Source organism: Methylobacterium durans (assembly GCF_003173715.1).
Classification (GTDB): Bacteria; Pseudomonadota; Alphaproteobacteria; order Rhizobiales; family Beijerinckiaceae; genus Methylobacterium; species Methylobacterium durans.
In genome coordinates this window covers 6024813-6042449 of sequence record NZ_CP029550.1, presented here as the reverse complement: position 1 = coordinate 6042449, position 17637 = coordinate 6024813, and the positions used below count along the sequence as shown (strand labels likewise).

Below are 17637 nucleotides of genomic sequence, written 5' to 3'. Positions count from 1 at the left end.
CCCAGCCCGAAGGCTGGAACGCACGCCGGCGACGATCGGATCCGCCCGCTGAATGCGGGCTGAAAGGGCCGGGGCGTTCGTCCGGGATCGGCGTCATCGCCGCGGCCGGTCGGCCGCCCTCGTCCGGTCCGGCGCGGGCGCGACGGTCCCCGCGAGCGTCCAGTGGCAGATTCCTGTGCCCTGCAGGCTCAGGCAATCGTAGGACGCGCCGCCGAGCTCGACGTGGTCGGCGAGCGCCTGCACGCGCTCGCGGCCGATCAGCGCGCAGCCGACGTGATCGGCCCGCTCGTCCGCCAGGAGCGCAGCGACGGCGGCGGGATCGCCGCGGTTCGTCCGCAGGAGGAGCCGCAGGTTCGCGAGCGACGGGCACCCGACGAAGGGTGCCGGCGCGGCGGCGGGCGTCGCCGGGGCCGCGGGCGCCTTCTTCGGCGCGGGCCCCTGGGCCGTCGCGGCTCCCGGTACGCCCGCGAGGGCGAGCAGGAGCAGCGGGACACAGCGCAGGACGGTCTCGCGCAGCAAGGCGGGGGGCGCAAGGTGGTTTCGCGCATGCCGCAGCCTCGGAGCGCCTCGGGACGGGCCGGACCCTAGCAGGGGCCGCCGGGCCTCGCCATCCGGCGCGCTCTCAGCCGCTCCGCTTCCGGAAGCGCTTGAGCACCCGCTCGCGCCGCAGCCGCGACAGGCGCTCGATCCAGAACACGCCGTCGAGCTGGTCGATCTCGTGCTGGTGGCAGGCGGCGCGGAAACCCTCGGCCGCCGCCTCGTGCCAGGCGCCGTCGAGATCCTGGAAGCGCAGGCGCAGGGCGGCCGCCCGCTCCACCGTCTCGGCGACGCCCGGCATCAGCACGCTGCCCTCCGTGCCGCTCGCCCGCTCCGGCGACGTCCAGACGATCTCCGGGTTCACGAAGGTCTCGGCCTCTGCGCCGGGCTCGAGGCGCAGCACGACGAGGCGCTGCAGGCGGCCGATATGCGGCGCGGTGAGCCCGACGGCCTGGGCCGCGTCGAGCGTGTCGCGCACGTCGCGGGCGAGATCACGCAGGGCGCCGTCGAAGATGCGGACCGGCTCCGCCCGCAGGCGCAGCCTTGCATCCGGGTAGAAAATCAGCGGTTGAACGGCCAAGGATGACATCTCCGGATGAAGGTCAACAACCAATGCAGCCCTGAATTGCGGCAGGCCGACTCTCGTCGCGCCGAAGGCCGCAGAATCTGGAAAGAACGACCGAATCACTGACGCGGCATCGCGCGAAATCCTTCCGTTTCTCGGCCTGGACCGGAACGAAGCCAGGCACCGCGTGTTGGTCCGCCAATGTCTCGAGGAGAGCACCCATGAAGATCCTGCTCGCCGGCGCCATCGCCGCCGCATCCATCGCCGTCTCCGTGGCCACGACCGTCCCGGCCTCCGCGCAACGCATCGATATCGGGCCCGGCGGCCCGAGCATCGACCTGCGCTCCCGCGGTGAGCGCGAGCGCGATTTCCGCCGCGCGGAGGCGCGCCGTGACCGCGATTACGACCGCCGTTATTACCGCACCGAGCGATTCGACGACGACCGTCCCCGTCGCTACGAGCGCCGCGGCTACGGCTACTGATTCGCCGGGTCGCAGGGCCCGCGACATCGCCAAAGGGGTCGGCTCGCCGGCCCCTTTCTTGCGTTGCAACATCACGATCGTGTGTTCGCTGCATCGCATCCGGTGATTCCGGGGCTCCGCGTGCTCTCCGGCACGGCCTGCCCCTTGTGCAGATCCCCCCGGACCGCTAGGGAAACTTTCGCACAATTATCGGGAGAAAGTGGCAATGAGCCTTCGTGTTTCCAGCAGCTTCGCGGCCCTCGCCCTGGCGTTCGGCGTCCTCTCCGCCCCGGCGGCCTACGCCAAGCCGATGAGCGGCGCCAGCGCGATCAAGATGATCGACACCGACAACGATGCCACGATCGACCTCAAGGAAGTCGAGGCGGTGGCCTCGGCGACCTTCGATCGCCTGGAGAAGGATGCCGACGGCACCCTCGACGCCAAGGAGCTGAAGGGCCGCCTCTCCAAGGCCGGCCTGAAGCAGGCCGACCCGGACAACGACGGCACCATCGACAAGAAAGAGTATCTCGCGGCCGTGGGCGCGCGCTTCAAGGCCGCCGACCCGGACAATGACGGCACCCTCGATGCCAAGGAGCTGCAGAGCCCGGCCGGCAAGGCGCTGCTGGCGCTGATCAAGTAAGCCCGACCCTCCGAGGTGGAGGTTTCGACGAGGGCCGCTCCCAACCCGGGGGCGGCCTTCTCGCGTTCCGGGGCCGCTGGCCAGCCATGCCGTTCCGGGCCTCCCGCCAAGCATCCCACGACGTCGGCATCGCGAGCGCTGCTCCCCGCTCCCGTCCGGGAGAGGTCGCACCCCTCTCCCTGTCCCTCTCCCGGACGGGAGAGGGGACCCGCGCAAAGGCTAGTGCTCCACCTCTCCCGTCCGGGAAAGGTCGCGTGCGCGTCGCGGCTCCCGCGCGGTCATGGGGACCGCTCACGGAGCGCTCATGGACACGCTAGCGCCGACGCTGTGTGGACGGGACGGCCCGCACTGGAGAGGCAACTTGGCTCAATCCGCCAAGGGCTCGCTTCGCGCCCCGGATCAGTATTCCCACTCCGCTCCGACGCCGACCGCCGTGCGGCCGTCGCTGCCCGCCTCGCCCTGGATCTTCACGCGGCGGGTCACGTCGTAGTCGATGGTGGCGGCGGTATCGGCGGGCTTGGCACCGGCCCGCACGCCGACGCTGAGGCGGTCGCCGATGTAGCGGGAGGCGCCGAGTGCGGGCCCGCCGCTCGCCCCCGTCGAGACGTCGAGGCTGTCGAGGCCGAGCCCCTTGCGGGCCTGCTCGAACACGTCGACGCCGCCGGCGCCCCCGGAGAGCTGCGCCACCCCTTGAGCGAGTTGCAGGGCCTGGAACGGCGAGAGCTTGGCCGCGGCCTTCTTGAAGAGGAGGCGCGAGAGCACCTCGTCCTGCGGCAGGCTCGGGTCCGAGGACAGGGCGAAGGCGGGCGCGTCCGCCGCCCCCGTCACGGCGACGCGGGCGGTCACCTCGGCGGCCTTCGTCTCGGCCATGAAATCGAGGTCGGGCGCGGTCAGCTCGCCGCCGAAGGTCAGGCGCCCGCGGGTGAAGTCGAGGCGCTGGCCGACGATGCTGAGACGCCCGCGGCGCATCTCGAAGGCGCCGATCGCCCGAGGGTCCCGCGAGGAGCCCGTGAGCCGCAAGGCCCCGCCGAGCTCCGCGTCGATACCGCGCCCGCGCACGAAGATCCGGTTCGGGGCGCTGACCGCCACGTCGAGGGTGGCGTCGAAGGGCGCGGCCGGGCGCCCCTTGCGCCGGGAGGCCGCCTTGCCCGCTTCCGCTTTGGCCCCGAGCCGCGCCCGCATCTCGGGCGGGGTATTGACCCGGCGGATGCCGGGGAGCGGCTGCACGGTGGCGGGCAGGCGGTCGGGCACCGCCACGTCGATCGAGACCACGTCGACCCGGCCCGAGATCCGCGGGGTGCGGGCGAGCGGCCCGGAGACCGCGAGGTCGAGGCTCGCCACCGCCTGCATCAGGGGGCTCGACACCAGTTCCGCGCGGGTGGCGGAAAGGCGCAGCGTGCCGGGGAAGCCCGCCTCGGGCGCCACCGAGACGCGGCCCTCGCCCCGGAGCGTGCCGCCGTTGCGGGTGGCGGCGGTGAGGCGCTCCAGCACGATCGTGTCGCCGCGGCCCATGGCGCGGCCCTCGACGTCGGTGAGGCGGATGCCCTGAAGGGGATCGGTGAAGCTGCCCCCGAGAGCGTCGCCGAACCCTCGACCCGTGGGCCGGCGAGAGTGCCGCCGACGCGGGCGTCGAGGGCGACGCGGCCCCCGACCCGCTGGCCGCCCGCGCTGAGGAGCGTGTTGGCGAGCGCCGCCTCCAGGGTGCCGCGCAGGGACAGGTCGAGGGCGCCGTCCGGCTCGGTCGGCAGGGAGCCGGTGACCGTGGCCTCGACGCCGCGGCCGGCCGAGACACTGGCGTCGAGGCTGGCGCGGCCCTCGCCGAGGGTGCCGCTCGCCCGCGCCTCGACCGGCGGCAGGCCGGCCTTGCGGGTCTCCGGCGTGACGAGGCGGGCGAGGCTGAGGCTGTAGCGCCCCTGCGGACGGGCGGCGGGCCCATGCAGCTCCGCCTCGCCGTCGAGAGTGCCGGCGAGCGCGAGGCTCGGGCTCGCGATGCGGGCAAGCGAGAGGGGCAGGGCGCGCAGAACCAGCCGCAGGTCGAGGTCCCGGCCGACCCGGCCCGAGAGGTCGAGGCGCCCGCTGCCCGCCGCGACCGCGAGATTCTCGATGCGGATTCCATCCGGCTCGAAAGTGAGGGAAGCGGGGCCCGCCAGGGCCAGCCGGTCGGGACCGCGCGCGGCCGCGAGGCGGGCGAGTTCGAGGCGCGGATGCTCGGCGGCGACGAGGCGGGCGGCCCCGTCGAGGTCGAAGCCGCGGGCCTTGGCCCTCAGCGTCAGGTCGCTGGCGGCGGGCCCGCCGGTCGCGGCGAGGCGCAGGGTGTCGAGGCTCTCCGCGCCGGCCACGAGGCGGTCCGCCTCGAGGCGGCCGTCGAGGACGGGGCGGCCGTTAAGGTCGCGCCCCGTCAGGTCCGCGTCGAGGCGGGCGAGGCCGAGGCTGCCGGCCCGCAGCGAGGCGGCGGTGGCGCGCAGCGCCGCGTCCTGGCGCCCGCCCTCCCGGGCGAGCGTCAGGCTCGCGTCGAGGCTGCCGGCGAGCGGCGTGAGGGCGAGGGCGGAGAGATCGTCGAGATTGCCGGCTCGCGCGCTGAGCGCGCCCTCAGCGAGCCAGGTCGCGACGTCGAGGGCGGCCCGGCCCTCGATCGCGACCGAGCCGAGGCGGAAGGCGAGATGGGGAAGCGCCCATTCCTGCGGCGAGGGCCGGCCGAGCCGGGCCTCGCCGGAGAGCGCCTTGCCGGCGACCTCGCCGGAGAGGCGGACCGTGCCGTCGAGCGCGCCCGTCACGTCGGCCAGCACGGCCTCGGCGCGGAGGTTGCGCAGCGGGCGCCCCTGCGCCGTGGCCTCGAGCGCCGTGACGGTGGCCGCGAGGTTCGGTGTCTCCAGGCTGCCGGTGAGATGCCCGTCGAGCCGGGCGGCGCCCGCGAGCTTCGGGTCGAGGGCCGCGAGGTCGGGGAGGTCGAGCCCGAGGCGGGCATCGGCGACGCGCGCCGTGGCGCGCCCGTCGAGCCGGGCGGCGAGGGCGGCCCCGTCGAGGCGCAGCCGCTCGAAGGCGTAGCCGTCGTAGACCTGATCGACCCGGCCCGCGAGGCGGGGGTGGGGCCCGAGCAGCCGGTCGAGGATGGGCTCGCCGAGGATCAGGTTCTCGGCGGCGAGCGCCAGATCGGCGCCGAGCCGGCGCCGGGCCGGGTCGCCGCTCAGGGTGGCATCGGCCGCGAGGCTTCCCGTGAGGGACCGGCCCGCGAGCCCGGCGAAGGCCGAGAGGTCGGGGAACCGCGCCGCGGCCCGCCCGGTGAGAATGTTCTGGCCGATCCGGCCCGCGTAGCTCGCCTGCAGGGCCGGCCCGTCGAGGCGCAGGGTCTCGACGCTCACCGTGGCATCGGGTTCGAGATGACCGCGCAAGCTCAGGGAGGCCGCGCCTCCGATCGCCCGGCGCAGGGCCGGATCGGCGGGCTCCAACCCCTCGATCCGGGCATCGGCCGCGAGCGCGAAGCGGGCATTCCTGAGGTCGGCGCCCTCGGGGGCCGCGCGCAGGCTCGCCTCGATCCGGGCCAGCGCGCTGTCCCGGCTGCGCAGGCCGGCGGCCTTCAGCGATCCCTCGATGCGGGGGCGGGCGAGGGGCCCCTTCAGGCTCGCGTCGAAGGTAAGGGATTCGAGTTCCGCCGCGCCCGCCCGGGTGAGGCCGCCTTCGTTCGGCACCGCGCGGGCGGAGAGGGTGAGGTCGGCCTCGCGGGCCGCGCTCAGGGTGCCCCGGGCGTCGAGGCGGGCAGTGCGGGAGGTCAGCTCCAGCCGGTCGAGGCTCAGCGCACCGCTGTCGGCGAGCCGCATCCCGCCTTCGAGCTTCGTCGTGCCCGCGAACACCGCGGCGGCGGGGCCGGGCAGCAGCCCCTCGATGCGGGAGGCGAGGTCGAGGCTGAGGCGGCGCTCGGCGCCGGTGCGGGCGATGCGGGCCGTGCCCTTCGCGCCGACGCTCTCGCCCGCGTCGAGGTCGAGCCGGGCGTTCCAGGCGTCGAGGCTGCCGCGCCCGTCGAGGTCGAGCCGGATCGGCGCCTCGCCCGGCACGCCGAGCCCCTTCGAGAGCAGGCCGCCGGCGGCTTCCGTGAGCGAGGCCGTGACGTCGAGCCGCTCGCCCTTGGGCACGAACAGGAGCCGGGCGGCGAAGGCGCCCGGCGCGTCGAGGCGGCGGATGGCGAGATCGAGGTCGAGCCCCTCCGCCGGGTCGCCGAGCTTCGCCTTGCCGGCGGCCGACAGCCGGGCGGCCTGGCCGGCGATCGCCTCGCCGAGGACGAGCTCGGCGAGCTTGAAGCCCTTGATCTCGACCTTGACGGGCAGGTCCGGCAGCAGCGAGCCGTCCGGCTCGGGCGTCGCCGAGGCGGGGGCGGGGAGTGGCCGGCGCAGCACCTCCAGGCGCCCGACCTCCAGGCTGTCGACCTCGAGCCGCCCCGACAGGAGGGCGATGCGCCGCCAGACGATGCGGGCCCGGTCGAGCCGGAGCCAGACCCCGTCGCGGTCGCTGATCGCCACGTCGCGGATGACGGCGTCGGCGGAGAGCGCCCCGTCGACGCCGCCGATGGCGACGCGGGAGGACGGCGTCGAGAGCGCCCGCGACAGCAGCCCGCCGAGCACCGTCTTCTCTCCCTCCTCGGCCGCCCGCCCGAGCCCGGCCGCGGCGAGGACGAGGAGGGAGAGGGCCAGAACGCGGATCGCCGCTCCCCTTCGGGAGAGGCGGCCGGTCGCGGCTCTCATGCGGTGAAGCCCCCCCGCATCAGAACGCCTGCCCCAGGCTGATGTAGAGGGCGGCGGGCGGGTTGCGGTCGCCCCTGATGCGGTCGAGAGGGAAGGCGAGGTCGACGCGGATCGGGCCGATGCCCGTGTAGTAGCGCAGGCCGATGCCGGCGGCGGTGCGGATGGGCTCTTCGAAATCGGGCAGGCTGCCGGCATAGGCCGTGCCGGCATCGAGGAAGGGCACGATGCCGATCGTGTCGGTGACCTTGATGCGGGCCTCCAGCGACGCCTCCAGCAGGCTGCGCCCGCCCACCGGCAGACCGAAGGGGCCGCGGGGGCCGAGCGTCCGGTAGGCGTAGCCGCGCACCGAGCCGCCGCCGCCCGCGAAGAAGCGGATGTTGGCGGGGATCTCGTCGAGCCGCGCCCCCGAGATCGAGCCGAAGCCGAGGCGGCCCGCGAGCACCGTGTTCGCCTCGTCGTCGAGGGCGAGATAGGCCGAGCCCTGCGCCTTCGCGACGAAGATGCCGGGGTCCGAGCCGAGGACGCCCGGGTAGGGCGTGGCCGACGCCGTGACCCGGAACCCCTCGGTCGGGTCGAGGAGGCTGTCGGTCGAGTCGTAGGAGACGGCGACGGGCAGCCCGACGAGGCGGTAGTCGATGGTGCCGAGGGCGTCCTGCGAGCGGCCGGCCTGCCCGTCGAGCCCGACCTGCGCGAAGGCGGTGTCGGAGAAGCGGTAGCGCAGCCCCACCGTGCCGCCGGCCGCGTCGACGACGTAGCTCTGCTGCGCCTCGCGGCCGCCGAACAGGTTGGCGACGAGGTCGGTGCGGGTGCCCCAGAGGGCGGGCTTCACGAAAGTGGCCGAGAGGCGGCCGCCGAGGCCGTTCGAGTCGATGCCGGCGAGCTTGCGCTGGCGGGCGTAGAGGTCGTTGCCGAGATAGTTGATGTCGGCGTCGACCCGGAGCGTCTCGCCCCCGCCGAACAGGTTGCGGTTGGCGTAGTAGCCGCGCAGGCCCGGGCCGTCGACGGTGGAGTAGCGGGCGGACACGCCGATCAGGTTGCGCTCGCGCTCGGTCACCTCGACGAAGATCGGCAGGTTGCCCTGCGCGTCGAGGCGCTCGCCCTCGCGCACCCGCACGGAGCCGAGCCCCTCGACCTTGGCGACCGAGCGGCGCAGGTCGGCGAGCGCCTTCGGGGAATAGGGGTCGCCGGGCTCGGCGTAGATGAAGGAGCGCACCACCGCGGGGTCGATGTCCGCGGTCCCGCTCAGGGCCACGTCGCCGAGGCGGGCGCGGGGGCCGGGATCGACCGTGAAGGCCACGTCCATGACGTGGGCCGCATCGTCCACCACCGGATCGCGGGAGACCACCTTGGCGAAGGGGTGGCCCAGCGCCCGGAAGCGGTCGACGATGCGGGCCTCGCGGGCGAGCACGGTGGCGGAGCGGGCCGGCACCTCGGCATCGACGCGGGTGAAGCGCTCCGGCAGCAGCGCCTCGGGGAAGGGCGCCCCGCGCGGGTCCCGCACGGCGACCGAGCGGAGCGTGTAGAGGGGCCCCGTATCGACCGCGACCTTGACGGGCACCAGCGCCCGGCCGCGGGCGGCCTCCGCCGCCCGGGCGGCGGCGGCGACGGCGGATTCGGAGCCGATCGCCACGCCGTCGACGCGGATCGCGACGCGGCCCGCATAGTAGCCGTAGCCGGCGAGCGCCTCGGGCAGGCGACGCAGGTCGGCCTCGGCCCGGCGCACGAGGCCCTCGCCGTCCGGCGGCGGCTCCCGGCGCAGGCGGTGCAGGGCAGCGGTGTCCTGCAGGGCCTTGAGGAGGTCGTCGTCGTCCGTGCCGGTGATGCGCAGGCTGTAGGGCAGGGCGGTCGCATTCGGGGCCAGGGGCTCCTCCTCGGAGCCGAACAGGCCGAACGGGTCGAAAGCCGCGGCCGGGGAGGCGGCAGAGAGACAGAGCCCGGCGGCGAGCCAGATCCCGGGCAGGCTCGACGATGCGAACGGACGGCCCCGTCTCGGGGTCACCGGAACCACGCGCCGACGCGTTTCCTTCGTCAGAACCGTTCGCGAGGGGCGAACGCCGCCGGAGCCTGCCGGAGATTCGTTAAGGCGCTGGTCTGCGTCATCTCGAAAGCCCCCGCTTCGACGTCGGATCGCGGCAAGGGTGGGGCAGCCGGGTGGTTCCCGTGTCCGGCCCCCGAGAGAGCCGTGCCCGCGCTGCCGCGCTCGATGCGGCGAAGCCTAGCCGCCGGCCCCCGGAGGCGCAACCTGGAAGGCCCGGGGGCGGGGCATCACGGCTGCGTGAGGTTGCCGCTCCGGACGGGCGGCCTCACCAAGCCTCTGCGCGCGCTCGGCCTCTGCGCGCGCTCGGCGATCCGCGTGCGCCGCGGCACCGGGCGGCCGCATTCCGGCTTGCCGCGCGGATGGGCCCACCCTATCTCAGGGCCTGCGCCGGACCCGCATCCGGCCCGGCCAGCCCCGCCGCAGGCGCCCTGTCCCGTCCCGACTCCCCGCAGGCAGCAATCCCCGCGAGATTCGTGCGCGGGCCGATGGCTGTCGGCAACCCGCCGCCGGTGTGCGGCATTTAGGAGACCGTCGCCGAACTTTTCGCAAGGGAGGCGGCCCTGACACCCGGAGAGACCTGCCATGCGGGGAACTTCGGTTGCGTCCAATCGGATGCTGAGGCATTGGCTGTCGCGTCTCGACAGGTCCTGATCGGGACCTGAAGCCGGCGGCACCGATCTTGCCGACCGCGCCGGGGGCGGACACCGCCCGATACCAGAACGAGACATCGCACGAGAAAGGTCAGATGAGCGCATTCGACTACAGGAATTTCGACGATCGCCGCCAGAACTCGCAGAATGCCAAGGCGGCCCTGTTGGCCAAGTTCAAGGCCCGTCCCCCGGCCGATGATCCGGACATGATCGCCAAGGCGCAGGCGCGCGCTGAGGTCGCCCGCGCCCGCGAGGAGCGCATCCGGGAGCGCGAGGCCGCCCGCATCGCCGCCGAGAAGAAGGCGGCCGAGGAGAAGCGCGCCCGCGAGGAGGCGGAGCTCGCTGCCCAGATCGCCCGCGAGGAGGCCGAGGCCGCCGCGGCGCAGGCGCGCAAGGCCGCGGACCTCGCGGCCCAGAAGGCCCTGCGCGACGCCCGCTACGCCGCTCGCAAGGCGAAGGTGAAGACGCGCCGCTGACGCGCGAGGCTGGCGCCCCCGCGGCACCGGCCGACGTCACGCCTTCACCCCACGCATCGTCCCGTGCCGGCTCCGAGCCGGCACGGACCCGACCCGGCAAGAATCTGCCCCGGCAAGGATCTGCCCTGGAACGGGACGCGCCTCTCGCGCGCGCCCCGCGTTGACGCGTGCCCGCGGCGTGGCCGAGACTGCCCCACGGCCCACGAGCGGCCGCCGGAGGTGGGATCATGACGAGTGTCGATGTCGAGATGGTGAAGTGCGCCTGTCCGGATTGCGTCTGCGTGATTTCGGTGGGACAGGCGATCACCCGTGACGGCAAGGCCTTCTGCTGCGACGAGTGCGCGGACGGCCATCCCGACCACCAGGGCTGCGACCACGCCGGCTGCACCTGCCACGGGTGACGTCCATGCCCGCGTAGGGATTCGCCGCGGCCGGGATCTCGTCAGAACCGGGCCGTCAGGAACAGGCGGACGCTGCGTCCGGGCAGCAGGATCTCGTCCTTCTTGAACGATGCCGAGTTGCGGATCCGGTCGTCGAGGAGGTTGCGGCCCTGCAGGCCGAAGGTGATCTCGCTCGCGCCGAACACGGCCGGATCGACCGGCGCGGTGCGGCTGATCTCGGCCCTCAGGTCGTTCCAGCCGGGCGTCACCGTCTCCAGCGGCGCCACCTCCGTGTGCGCGAAGGCGTGGAGCAGGTTGAGGCGCGCGAACCATCCATCCGCCCGCAGGAACAGCCCGCCGCCCACCCGATGGGGTGGGATCCGCGGCACGTAGGTGCCGTCGTCGAACTGGGCCCGGACGAAGTCGTACTGCGCCTCGATGCCGGCGAAGCCGTCGCCCAGGGGCAGGAGATCGAGCTGCGCGCCGATCTCGGCGCCCGTGAAGGTAGCGTTGCGCTGGGAATAGACGACCTGCTGCAGCTCGTCGTCGCTGCCGCAGGAGGCGAAGTCGTCCCCGCAGCGGATGCCCGTGGCGCGCTTGTAGATGAAGCCGGTGTAGCGGGTGACATAGCCCGTGGCGTCGAGGCGCAGGGGGCCGATCCCCCGTCGCAGGCTCGCCTCGATCGTGCGGGCGCGCTCGAGCTTGAGGTTCGGATCGCCGATCTCGAAGGTCTCGGTCGCGTCGTGGGCGCCGCGCGAGTAGAGCTCGAAGGCGGTCGGCGCCCGCTCTACGTAGGACCCGTTGAGGCTCGCCACGAAGCCGCCGGGCAGCTCCTGCAGGGCGCCGAACGAGGCGCTCTTCGGGGCGAAATGGCGCCGCCGCGCCTGCGAGACCGGGTCCTCGCCGGGCACGGGCAGGTAGTCGGCCGGGAACAGGGTGGCGGTGCCGGCCGCCCGCGCCGCCTCCGCCCGCCCCGCCGCCTGCAGGCGCAGGCCGTTGCCGAGCGCCAGCTCCTCGAACAGGTAGATCGCGTTGCTGTGCGAATCCGTCGGGGCCAGCAGCGTCCCCGCCTCGCCCGACGTGCCGATCTCGCGCCGGCCGGACTGGATGCCGAGGGCGCCCGTCAGCGGGCCGAGGCTGGTCGCCACCGGCACGTGCTGCAATTCGAGCCGCCCCTCCGCCTCGCGGTTCTTGAAGGTCGCCCGCACCGCGTCGATCCCGTCCTCGGCGAGGCCGCGCTCGTCGTGCCGGTAGACCGAGCCGCCGGCCCAGAAGCGGATCACCTCGAACGGGCCCTCTTCCGGCCGATACTCGCCGCGGGCGAGCAGCCGGTCCTGGCGCGGGTCGAGGCGGGTGCGGCTCTCGGCGGCCTCGCCGCCGGGGATCTGGTAGAGCGCGTCGTAGTGGCTGAACGAGACCCCGACGAAGCCGCGCTCGAACACCCGTGAGAGGCCGACCGCGCCCCCTTGCGATTCGTTGGCGGAATTCGCCTGGATGCCCGCGGGCGTCCGGTAGCTGTCGGCGGCCGTGCGGAACCCGTCGGCGTGGAACGCGACGCCGTCGGCGCCCGCATCGACGGTGGCGGCGGCGAGCCGCCCGTTGTCCACGGAGGCGTAGCCCGTCGTGACCTGCCCCGCATAGCCGCTCACCGGGATGAAGCTCGGCACCCGGTTGTTCTCGGCGCTGACCACGCCGCCGATCGCCTGGCTGCCGTAGCGGAGCGTCGCCGGGCCGCGGATCACCTCGATGCGGTTGGCCACCAGCGGGTTGATTGGCACCCCGTGGTCCTCGCCGAGCTCCGAGACGTCCTGGATGCCGACCCCGTTCTCCTGGATGCGCACGCGGGCATTGTCGAGGCCGCGCACGATCGGCCGGCTCGCGGCGCCCGGCGCGTAGGTCGAGGCCGAGATGCCGGGCCGCTCGGCCAGCGCGTCGCCGAGCGTGCGCGGCTGGTCGCGCAGGATCTGGTCGCGCGTCACGACGGTCACGGGCGAGAAGGTATCGGTGACGACGGGAAGCACGCCGTAGGGGAGGGCGGAGCCCGAGGCCGGGGCTGCCGCCGGCCGGCCCTGGACGGGGCTCACCGAGGTGACGGTGAGCTCGGGCAGGGTGGCGGCGGCCTGCTCGGCCGAGGCCGGGCCCGCCGCGAGGGGCAACGCCGCCAGCCCGAGGGCCGCTCTCATCCAGAAGGGTCCGTCCGGCCCGGTCCGCATCGCGCCTCGCATTAACGTTATACTGTTTCATTGCTCGTGGCGCCCGAAACCGCAAGGGGGTCGGGCGCAGGGGCGTCCCCGTCGCGCCGATGGCGTTGCGGCGGCGCATCACAGGCGCTCCGCCGGTGCATCGCGGGGGACATCCTGGGCAGAGGACATCCTAGGATAGGGACGTGTTGGGGACGGGCGCCGGGGAGAAGGCGGGACCGCCGCGGAAGGAGCCCCCGATCGGGTCGGCCACCCGGCCCGTCCCCGCGGAGGCCGCCAAGCATCGCGGGCCGAGTCCGCGTAGAAGAATGTCTGCTTTCGTACAGGAGATGGGCTGAAGAACGGCCGATTAGAGCAACTTTTTCGGGTCACCCGGCGATGGGTTCAGATCTCCGCAACAAAATATCTCAAAATTTCCCACAGCCGTTTGAAATTGACTGATTTATTGCTAACATCCGATCGTTCCGCTGTGCGTCCCGGGCAGGGTCGGAACGGACCCCGGTGCAGAGCAAACTCGGTGAGCCGGGATCCGGAACACCGGCGGGGCCTCGGGGATGGACACCACCCGAGCCCGGATCGAGGAGGGGAGCCTCGCCAGGAGCCGGGCCGGCCTAGCCGGTTCGGAGATCGTTTCGGACAAGGCGCGTTGCCCGGGGGCCTCGCGCCGCAGGGTCGAGCCTCCGGCAAGCGGCGCGTATCCGGCCGCGGAGGAGCGGCCTGAAGGAGTCGCTGATGGACACGCTGCCGCGCTACGCGGTCACGCCCCCCCGAGCCGGAACCTCGGTCATCGGCGCGCGCCGCACCGGCCCCGATGCCGGGCCCGAGACGCTGGGCGGCCTTCTCGCGCGCAAGCTCGGGAATTTCGTCGATCTCTCCGATCAGGAGCGCGAGGTCCTGGACGACCTCGTGCGGCAGCACCGCCAGTACGGGCCGCGGGAGCATCTCAGCCTCGAGACCGGCCACTCGCGCTCGGTCAGCCTGATCCTCGACGGCAGCGCCTGCCGCTACAAGATCCTGCCCGACGGGCGGCGCCAGATCCTGACCCTGTTCATCCCCGGCGACCTGTGCGGCCGCTGCCTGCCCGACCTCGACCTCGGCGACGAATCGATCGTCACGCTGACCAGCGCCACCGTGGCGGTGATCCCGCGCCAGGCCTTCGCGCCGATCATCGAATCCTACCCCCGGGTCGCGCGGGCGCTCGCCTGGAATGCCCTCGTCGAGGAGGGCGTGCACCGGGAGTGGATCGTCAATATCGGCCAGCGCACGGGCTACGAGCGCATCGCCCACCTGTTCTGCGAGCTGTTCCACCGGCTCGCCGCGGTCGGCCTGACGCAGGGCCTGCGCTGCGAATTGCCCCTGACGCAGGGGGAGCTCGCCGACGCGCTCGGCCTCTCGGCGGTCCACATCAACCGGACGGTGCAGCAGCTGCGCAGCGACGGGCTGATCTGCCTGCGCGGGCGCGAGCTCACCATCCTCGACTTCCCGGCCCTGCAGAGCGCCGCGATGTTCGACGGCCACTATCTGCACCTGTCGCAGGCCGCCCGCCGGATCGAGGCGGGCACGATGCGGGCCTATCCGGACCTCTGAGCGGCCGGCGGCGCGGGGCGTCGCCGGGCGTCACGATCCGACCGGTACGAAGGCGTCTCAACTTTTGTGAATGTCCCCCCCGCGGGACCGCCGGCTAAGTGGTACGCCCGGCGGGAGGATCCCGGCCCGGGGTTTCGCACGCGACCTTCGCCCGCCGAAGCGCCGCGGTCGCGAGGAGGGCGGCTCACGCGATGGACGCGGTCTTGCCCCAGGTCTCCACGGACACTCCCCGCGACGCCGCGGCGCCGACGATCCGGAACCGTCTGCTCCGGGCCCTGCCGGCCGAGGACCTCGCCCTGCTGCGAGGCCGGGCCGAGACGGTGATCGTCGAGGCCGGGACGCGCCTCGCGCCGGCCAACGCGCCGATGACCGACGCCTTCTTCCTGGAGAGCGGGCTCGCCTCGGTCAGCCTCGCCACCGCGGATGGCAGCCGGCTCGAGGTCGGCATCACCGGCCGCGAGGGCCTGGTCAGCCCCGCCCTCGCCCTCGGGGTCGAGCGCACGCCGTTCGAGACCGAGATCCGCATCGGCGGCCAGGCCCTGCGGATCGGCACCGAGACCCTGCGCGAGGCGATGGGGCGGAGCGACGCCCTGCGGCGCCTCCTGATGCGCTACGTGCAGGTCGTCACCCTGTGGACGAGCCAGACCGCCCTCTCGAACCGGCGCCACAAGACCGAGGAGCGCCTCGCGCGCTGGCTCCTCCTCGTCCACGACCGCCTCGACGGGGACGACCTCGCCCTCACCCACGAGACCCTCTCGAACATGCTGGGCGTCCACCGCCCCGGCGTCACGGTGGCCGTGCACGAATTGGAGAGCGCGGGGATGATCGCGACGCGGCGCGGGCTCATCACAATCCTCGACCGGGACAAGCTGGTCCGGCTCGCCGGCACCAGCTACGGCTTCGCCGAGGCCGAGTACGAACGGCTGATCGGCCCCCTGCGGGGCCTCGGGCGCGCCCCCGCCTGAGCCCGGGCTTCCCGGCGCAGCGGGTGGGCCTTGGCCCGCGAGATCCATTCCGAGGGCGTACTGAAACCGGTCCGCGTCGCTTCCGCGCGCTCGGCAAGATGTTCTTTAAGGGTTCGAAATACAGTCGGCGCAACCAAAGGTATAGGCCGGCCCGGCTGATGACGGGACCGGACCGTACGGGGAGCGCCATGTTTCCAGTTGCGCCCGATGAGGCGGATCGCGTCCAGGCCCTGCACGCCCTCAGGATCCTCGACACCGCCCCCGAGGCGCATTTCGACGCCCTCTGCCGCACCGCCGGCGCGCTGTTCCGGGCCCCGATCGCCCTGGTCTCCCTCGTGGGCGAGGACCGGCAATGGTTCAAGGCGCGCTGCGGCCTCGACGTCGACGGCACCGCCCGCGAGGTCGCCTTCTGCGCCTACGCGATCCTGGCGGACGAAGTCTTCATCGTGGAGGATGCGCTCCGCGACCCGCGCTTCGCCGCGAGCCCCCTCGTGACCGAGCACGGCATTCGCTTCTACGCGGGCGCGCCGCTGGTCCTCGGCCCGGGCCTGCAGGTCGGCTCCCTCTGCGTGATGGACACCGTCCCGCGGACGTTCGGGCCCGACGAGATCCGGCAATTGCGGGATCTCGCCGCGGTGGTGGTGGCGCAATTGCGCCTGCACCGGACGGAGCAGGACCTGCGAGAGCGGGAAGAGCGCCTGCGCCTCGCGCTTCAGGCCGGCCGCATGGTGGCCTGGGAACGCGACCTGCGCACCGGCCACGCCACCCGCTCGGACAACGCGCTGGAACTCCTCGGCATCGGCTCGGGGCCGATCTCCCTGATGCTCGACCGGGTCCACCCGGACGACCGCGCCCATGTCGAGCGCTTCAGCGCCTATGGCGGCACCCTCGACGCCGTCGAGTTCCGCTACCGGGCGCCGGAGGGCCGGCTGCTGTGGCTCTGCATGCGGGCCGAGCAGACCGAGCCCGACCGCGTCGTCGGCATCACCTTCGACATCTCGGACCGCAAGGTGGGCGAGGCGCGCCTCTGGCGGGCCGCCAACCACGACCCGCTCACCGGCCTGCCGAACCGCGCCCTGTTCCAGGAGCGCTTTCGCGAGGCCCTCGCGCAGGCTGAGCGGATGGGCACGCGCGTCGGCCTCCTCCTCATCGACATCGACGATTTCAAGGACGTGAACGACACCCTCGGCCACGATGCGGGCGACGCCCTCCTCACGGAGATGGCGGCCCGCCTCGCCGAGATGGCGCGGGTGGGCGACACCGTGGCGCGCCTCGGCGGGGACGAGTTCGCGGTCATCCTGGCAGGCTCGCAGCGGCTCGAGGCGGCCTCCGTCTTCGCCGGCAACCTCCTGGAGCGGCTGCGCCAGCCCTTCGCCTACCGGGGCCGGCCGCTGGCCACCAAGGCCAGCATGGGGCTCGCGAGCTTCCCCGACCATCACCGGCTCCCCGACGAGCTGATGAAGGACGCCGACATCGCCCTCTACCGGGCCAAGGCCTCGGGCCGGAACCGCGTCACCGTCTACGCGCCCGAGATGCGGGCGCTGACCGAGCGGCGGGTGACCGTCTCGGCCCAGATGCGCGAGGCGCTGCTCAGCGGGCAGATCGTGCCGTTCTACCAGCCCAAGGTCTGCCTCGAGACGGGGCGGATCGTCGGATTCGAGGCGCTGGCGCGCTGGCTGCACCCGACCGAGGGCGTGCTGGCGCCGGGCTATTTCGGCTCCGCCTTCGAGGATCCGGAGCTCGCCCACGCCATCGGCGGCCGCATCGTCGCCCAGGTCGCCGCCGACATCCGGGCGTGGCGCGCGCGCAGCCTCGATGTCGGCCGGGTCGCGGTGAACGTCTCCTCGGCGGAGTTCCACCGCCCCGACCTCGCCGAATCGGTGCTCGCCACCCTCGCGGCGGAGGGCGTGCCGCCGACCTGCCTGGAGATCGAGGTGACCGAGACGGTCTTCCTCGGCCGCGGCTCCGACTTCGTCTCCGGCATCCTCCGGCGCTTCCACGACAGCGGCGTCACCCTGGCCCTCGACGATTTCGGCACGGGCTACGCCTCGCTCACCCATCTCAAGCAATTCCCGGTCGACCACATCAAGATCGACCAGAGCTTCGTGCGGGGCCTGGAGCAGGACGGCGACGACGCCGCCATCGTGGCGGCCGTGATCGGGCTCGGCCGCGCCCTCGGCACGCGGGTGACCGCGGAGGGCGTCGAGAACCCGGAGCAGGTCCGCCGCCTGCGCGCCATGGGCTGCGGCTTCGCCCAGGGCTACCTCTACGCCAAGCCGATGGCCGGCTCGCGGGTGCCCTGGCTGATCGCGAACGGGCCAGCCCTCGGCGGGCGGGCCCCGGACGAGCCGCAGGCCGGGCGGCGGATCGCCGGCTGAGCGGCCGATCCGCGGCGAAACCTCTC

At 73.6% G+C, this 17637-nt stretch carries 11 protein-coding genes and 1 pseudogene; 7 read left to right on the top strand and 5 right to left on the bottom strand.

Features of this window, described 5'->3' with window-relative positions; genetic code table 11:
• Positions 1 to 93 precede the first annotated feature (93 nt).
• Positions 94 to 519 carry a hypothetical protein gene (locus DK389_RS28275; protein WP_236960414.1) on the bottom strand — a complete coding sequence of 142 codons (426 nt, stop codon included), beginning with the start codon at positions 517 to 519 and terminating at the stop codon, positions 94 to 96.
• Between the two features lie 103 nt (positions 520 to 622).
• On the bottom strand, positions 623 to 1117 hold the full coding sequence (locus DK389_RS28270) for a peptide deformylase (protein ID WP_109894744.1): 495 nt from the start codon (positions 1115 to 1117) through the stop codon (positions 623 to 625).
• Positions 1118 to 1323: 206 nt separating this feature from the next.
• Here DK389_RS28270 and DK389_RS28265 point away from each other — a divergent pair, with 206 nt between their 5' ends.
• Both DK389_RS28265 and DK389_RS28260 read left to right on the top strand, forming a co-directional pair.
• Entirely contained in the window at positions 1324 to 1584 is a 261-nt protein-coding gene (locus tag DK389_RS28265; RefSeq protein WP_109894742.1) for a hypothetical protein, read from the top strand.
• 205 nt (positions 1585 to 1789) lie between these two features.
• Positions 1790 to 2203, top strand: coding sequence for a penta-EF hand family protein (locus tag DK389_RS28260; RefSeq protein WP_109894740.1), 414 nt, complete (start codon positions 1790 to 1792; stop codon positions 2201 to 2203).
• Between the two features lie 399 nt (positions 2204 to 2602).
• Here the strand turns inward: DK389_RS28260 and DK389_RS28255 are convergent.
• Both DK389_RS28255 and DK389_RS28250 read right to left on the bottom strand, forming a co-directional pair.
• A pseudogene (locus tag DK389_RS28255) lies at positions 2603 to 6936 on the bottom strand (translocation/assembly module TamB domain-containing protein).
• A 19-nt stretch (positions 6937 to 6955) separates the two neighbouring features.
• Complete coding sequence (locus tag DK389_RS28250; RefSeq protein WP_194075264.1) at positions 6956 to 8896, bottom strand: autotransporter assembly complex protein TamA; 1941 nt, start codon at positions 8894 to 8896, stop codon at positions 6956 to 6958.
• Between the two features lie 823 nt (positions 8897 to 9719).
• On the opposite strand from DK389_RS28250, the gene DK389_RS28245 reads away from it, so the two are divergent.
• A complete protein-coding gene (locus DK389_RS28245) occupies positions 9720 to 10100 on the top strand; it encodes a DUF6481 family protein (RefSeq protein WP_109894738.1) in 381 nt (126 codons plus the stop codon).
• Between the two features lie 227 nt (positions 10101 to 10327).
• Positions 10328 to 10501, top strand: a complete 174-nt coding sequence (locus DK389_RS28240; protein WP_109894736.1) for a metallothionein — start codon at positions 10328 to 10330, stop codon at positions 10499 to 10501.
• Positions 10502 to 10542: 41 nt separating this feature from the next.
• Here DK389_RS28240 and DK389_RS28235 read toward each other — a convergent pair whose 3' ends face one another.
• The gene (locus DK389_RS28235) at positions 10543 to 12663 is read right to left on the bottom strand and encodes a TonB-dependent receptor (RefSeq protein WP_109896922.1); all 2121 of its coding nucleotides are present in this window, start codon (positions 12661 to 12663) and stop codon (positions 10543 to 10545) included.
• Positions 12664 to 13413: 750 nt separating this feature from the next.
• Between DK389_RS28235 and DK389_RS28230 the strand changes: the two genes are divergently transcribed.
• The 3 genes from DK389_RS28230 (at position 13414) to DK389_RS28220 (ending at position 17611) form a co-directional block, all read left to right on the top strand.
• Positions 13414 to 14268 (top strand): Crp/Fnr family transcriptional regulator, encoded by an 855-nt coding sequence (locus DK389_RS28230; RefSeq protein ID WP_335645506.1) that lies wholly within the window; start codon positions 13414 to 13416, stop codon positions 14266 to 14268.
• A gap of 191 nt (positions 14269 to 14459) precedes the next feature.
• On the top strand, positions 14460 to 15233 hold the full coding sequence (locus DK389_RS28225; protein ID WP_109894734.1) for a Crp/Fnr family transcriptional regulator: 774 nt from the start codon (positions 14460 to 14462) through the stop codon (positions 15231 to 15233).
• A gap of 188 nt (positions 15234 to 15421) precedes the next feature.
• On the top strand, positions 15422 to 17611 hold the full coding sequence (locus tag DK389_RS28220) for a putative bifunctional diguanylate cyclase/phosphodiesterase (protein WP_236960413.1): 2190 nt from the start codon (positions 15422 to 15424) through the stop codon (positions 17609 to 17611).
• Positions 17612 to 17637: the final 26 nt, after the last annotated feature.

What these genes read in the sequence shown, in the direction of transcription:
- DK389_RS28230 (WP_335645506.1), top strand. Translation starts at nt 13,414, where the DNA reads ATGGACACGCTGCCGCGCTACGCGGTCACGCCCCCCCGAGCCGGAACC.
- DK389_RS28220 (WP_236960413.1), top strand. Translation starts at nt 15,422, where the DNA reads ATGTTTCCAGTTGCGCCCGATGAGGCGGATCGCGTCCAGGCCCTGCAC.
- DK389_RS28245 (WP_109894738.1), top strand. Translation starts at nt 9,720, where the DNA reads ATGAGCGCATTCGACTACAGGAATTTCGACGATCGCCGCCAGAACTCG.
- DK389_RS28260 (WP_109894740.1), top strand. Translation starts at nt 1,790, where the DNA reads ATGAGCCTTCGTGTTTCCAGCAGCTTCGCGGCCCTCGCCCTGGCGTTC.
- DK389_RS28225 (WP_109894734.1), top strand. Translation starts at nt 14,460, where the DNA reads ATGGACGCGGTCTTGCCCCAGGTCTCCACGGACACTCCCCGCGACGCC.
- DK389_RS28235 (WP_109896922.1), bottom strand. Translation starts at nt 12,663, where the DNA reads ATGAGAGCGGCCCTCGGGCTGGCGGCGTTGCCCCTCGCGGCGGGCCCG.
- DK389_RS28240 (WP_109894736.1), top strand. Translation starts at nt 10,328, where the DNA reads ATGACGAGTGTCGATGTCGAGATGGTGAAGTGCGCCTGTCCGGATTGC.
- DK389_RS28265 (WP_109894742.1), top strand. Translation starts at nt 1,324, where the DNA reads ATGAAGATCCTGCTCGCCGGCGCCATCGCCGCCGCATCCATCGCCGTC.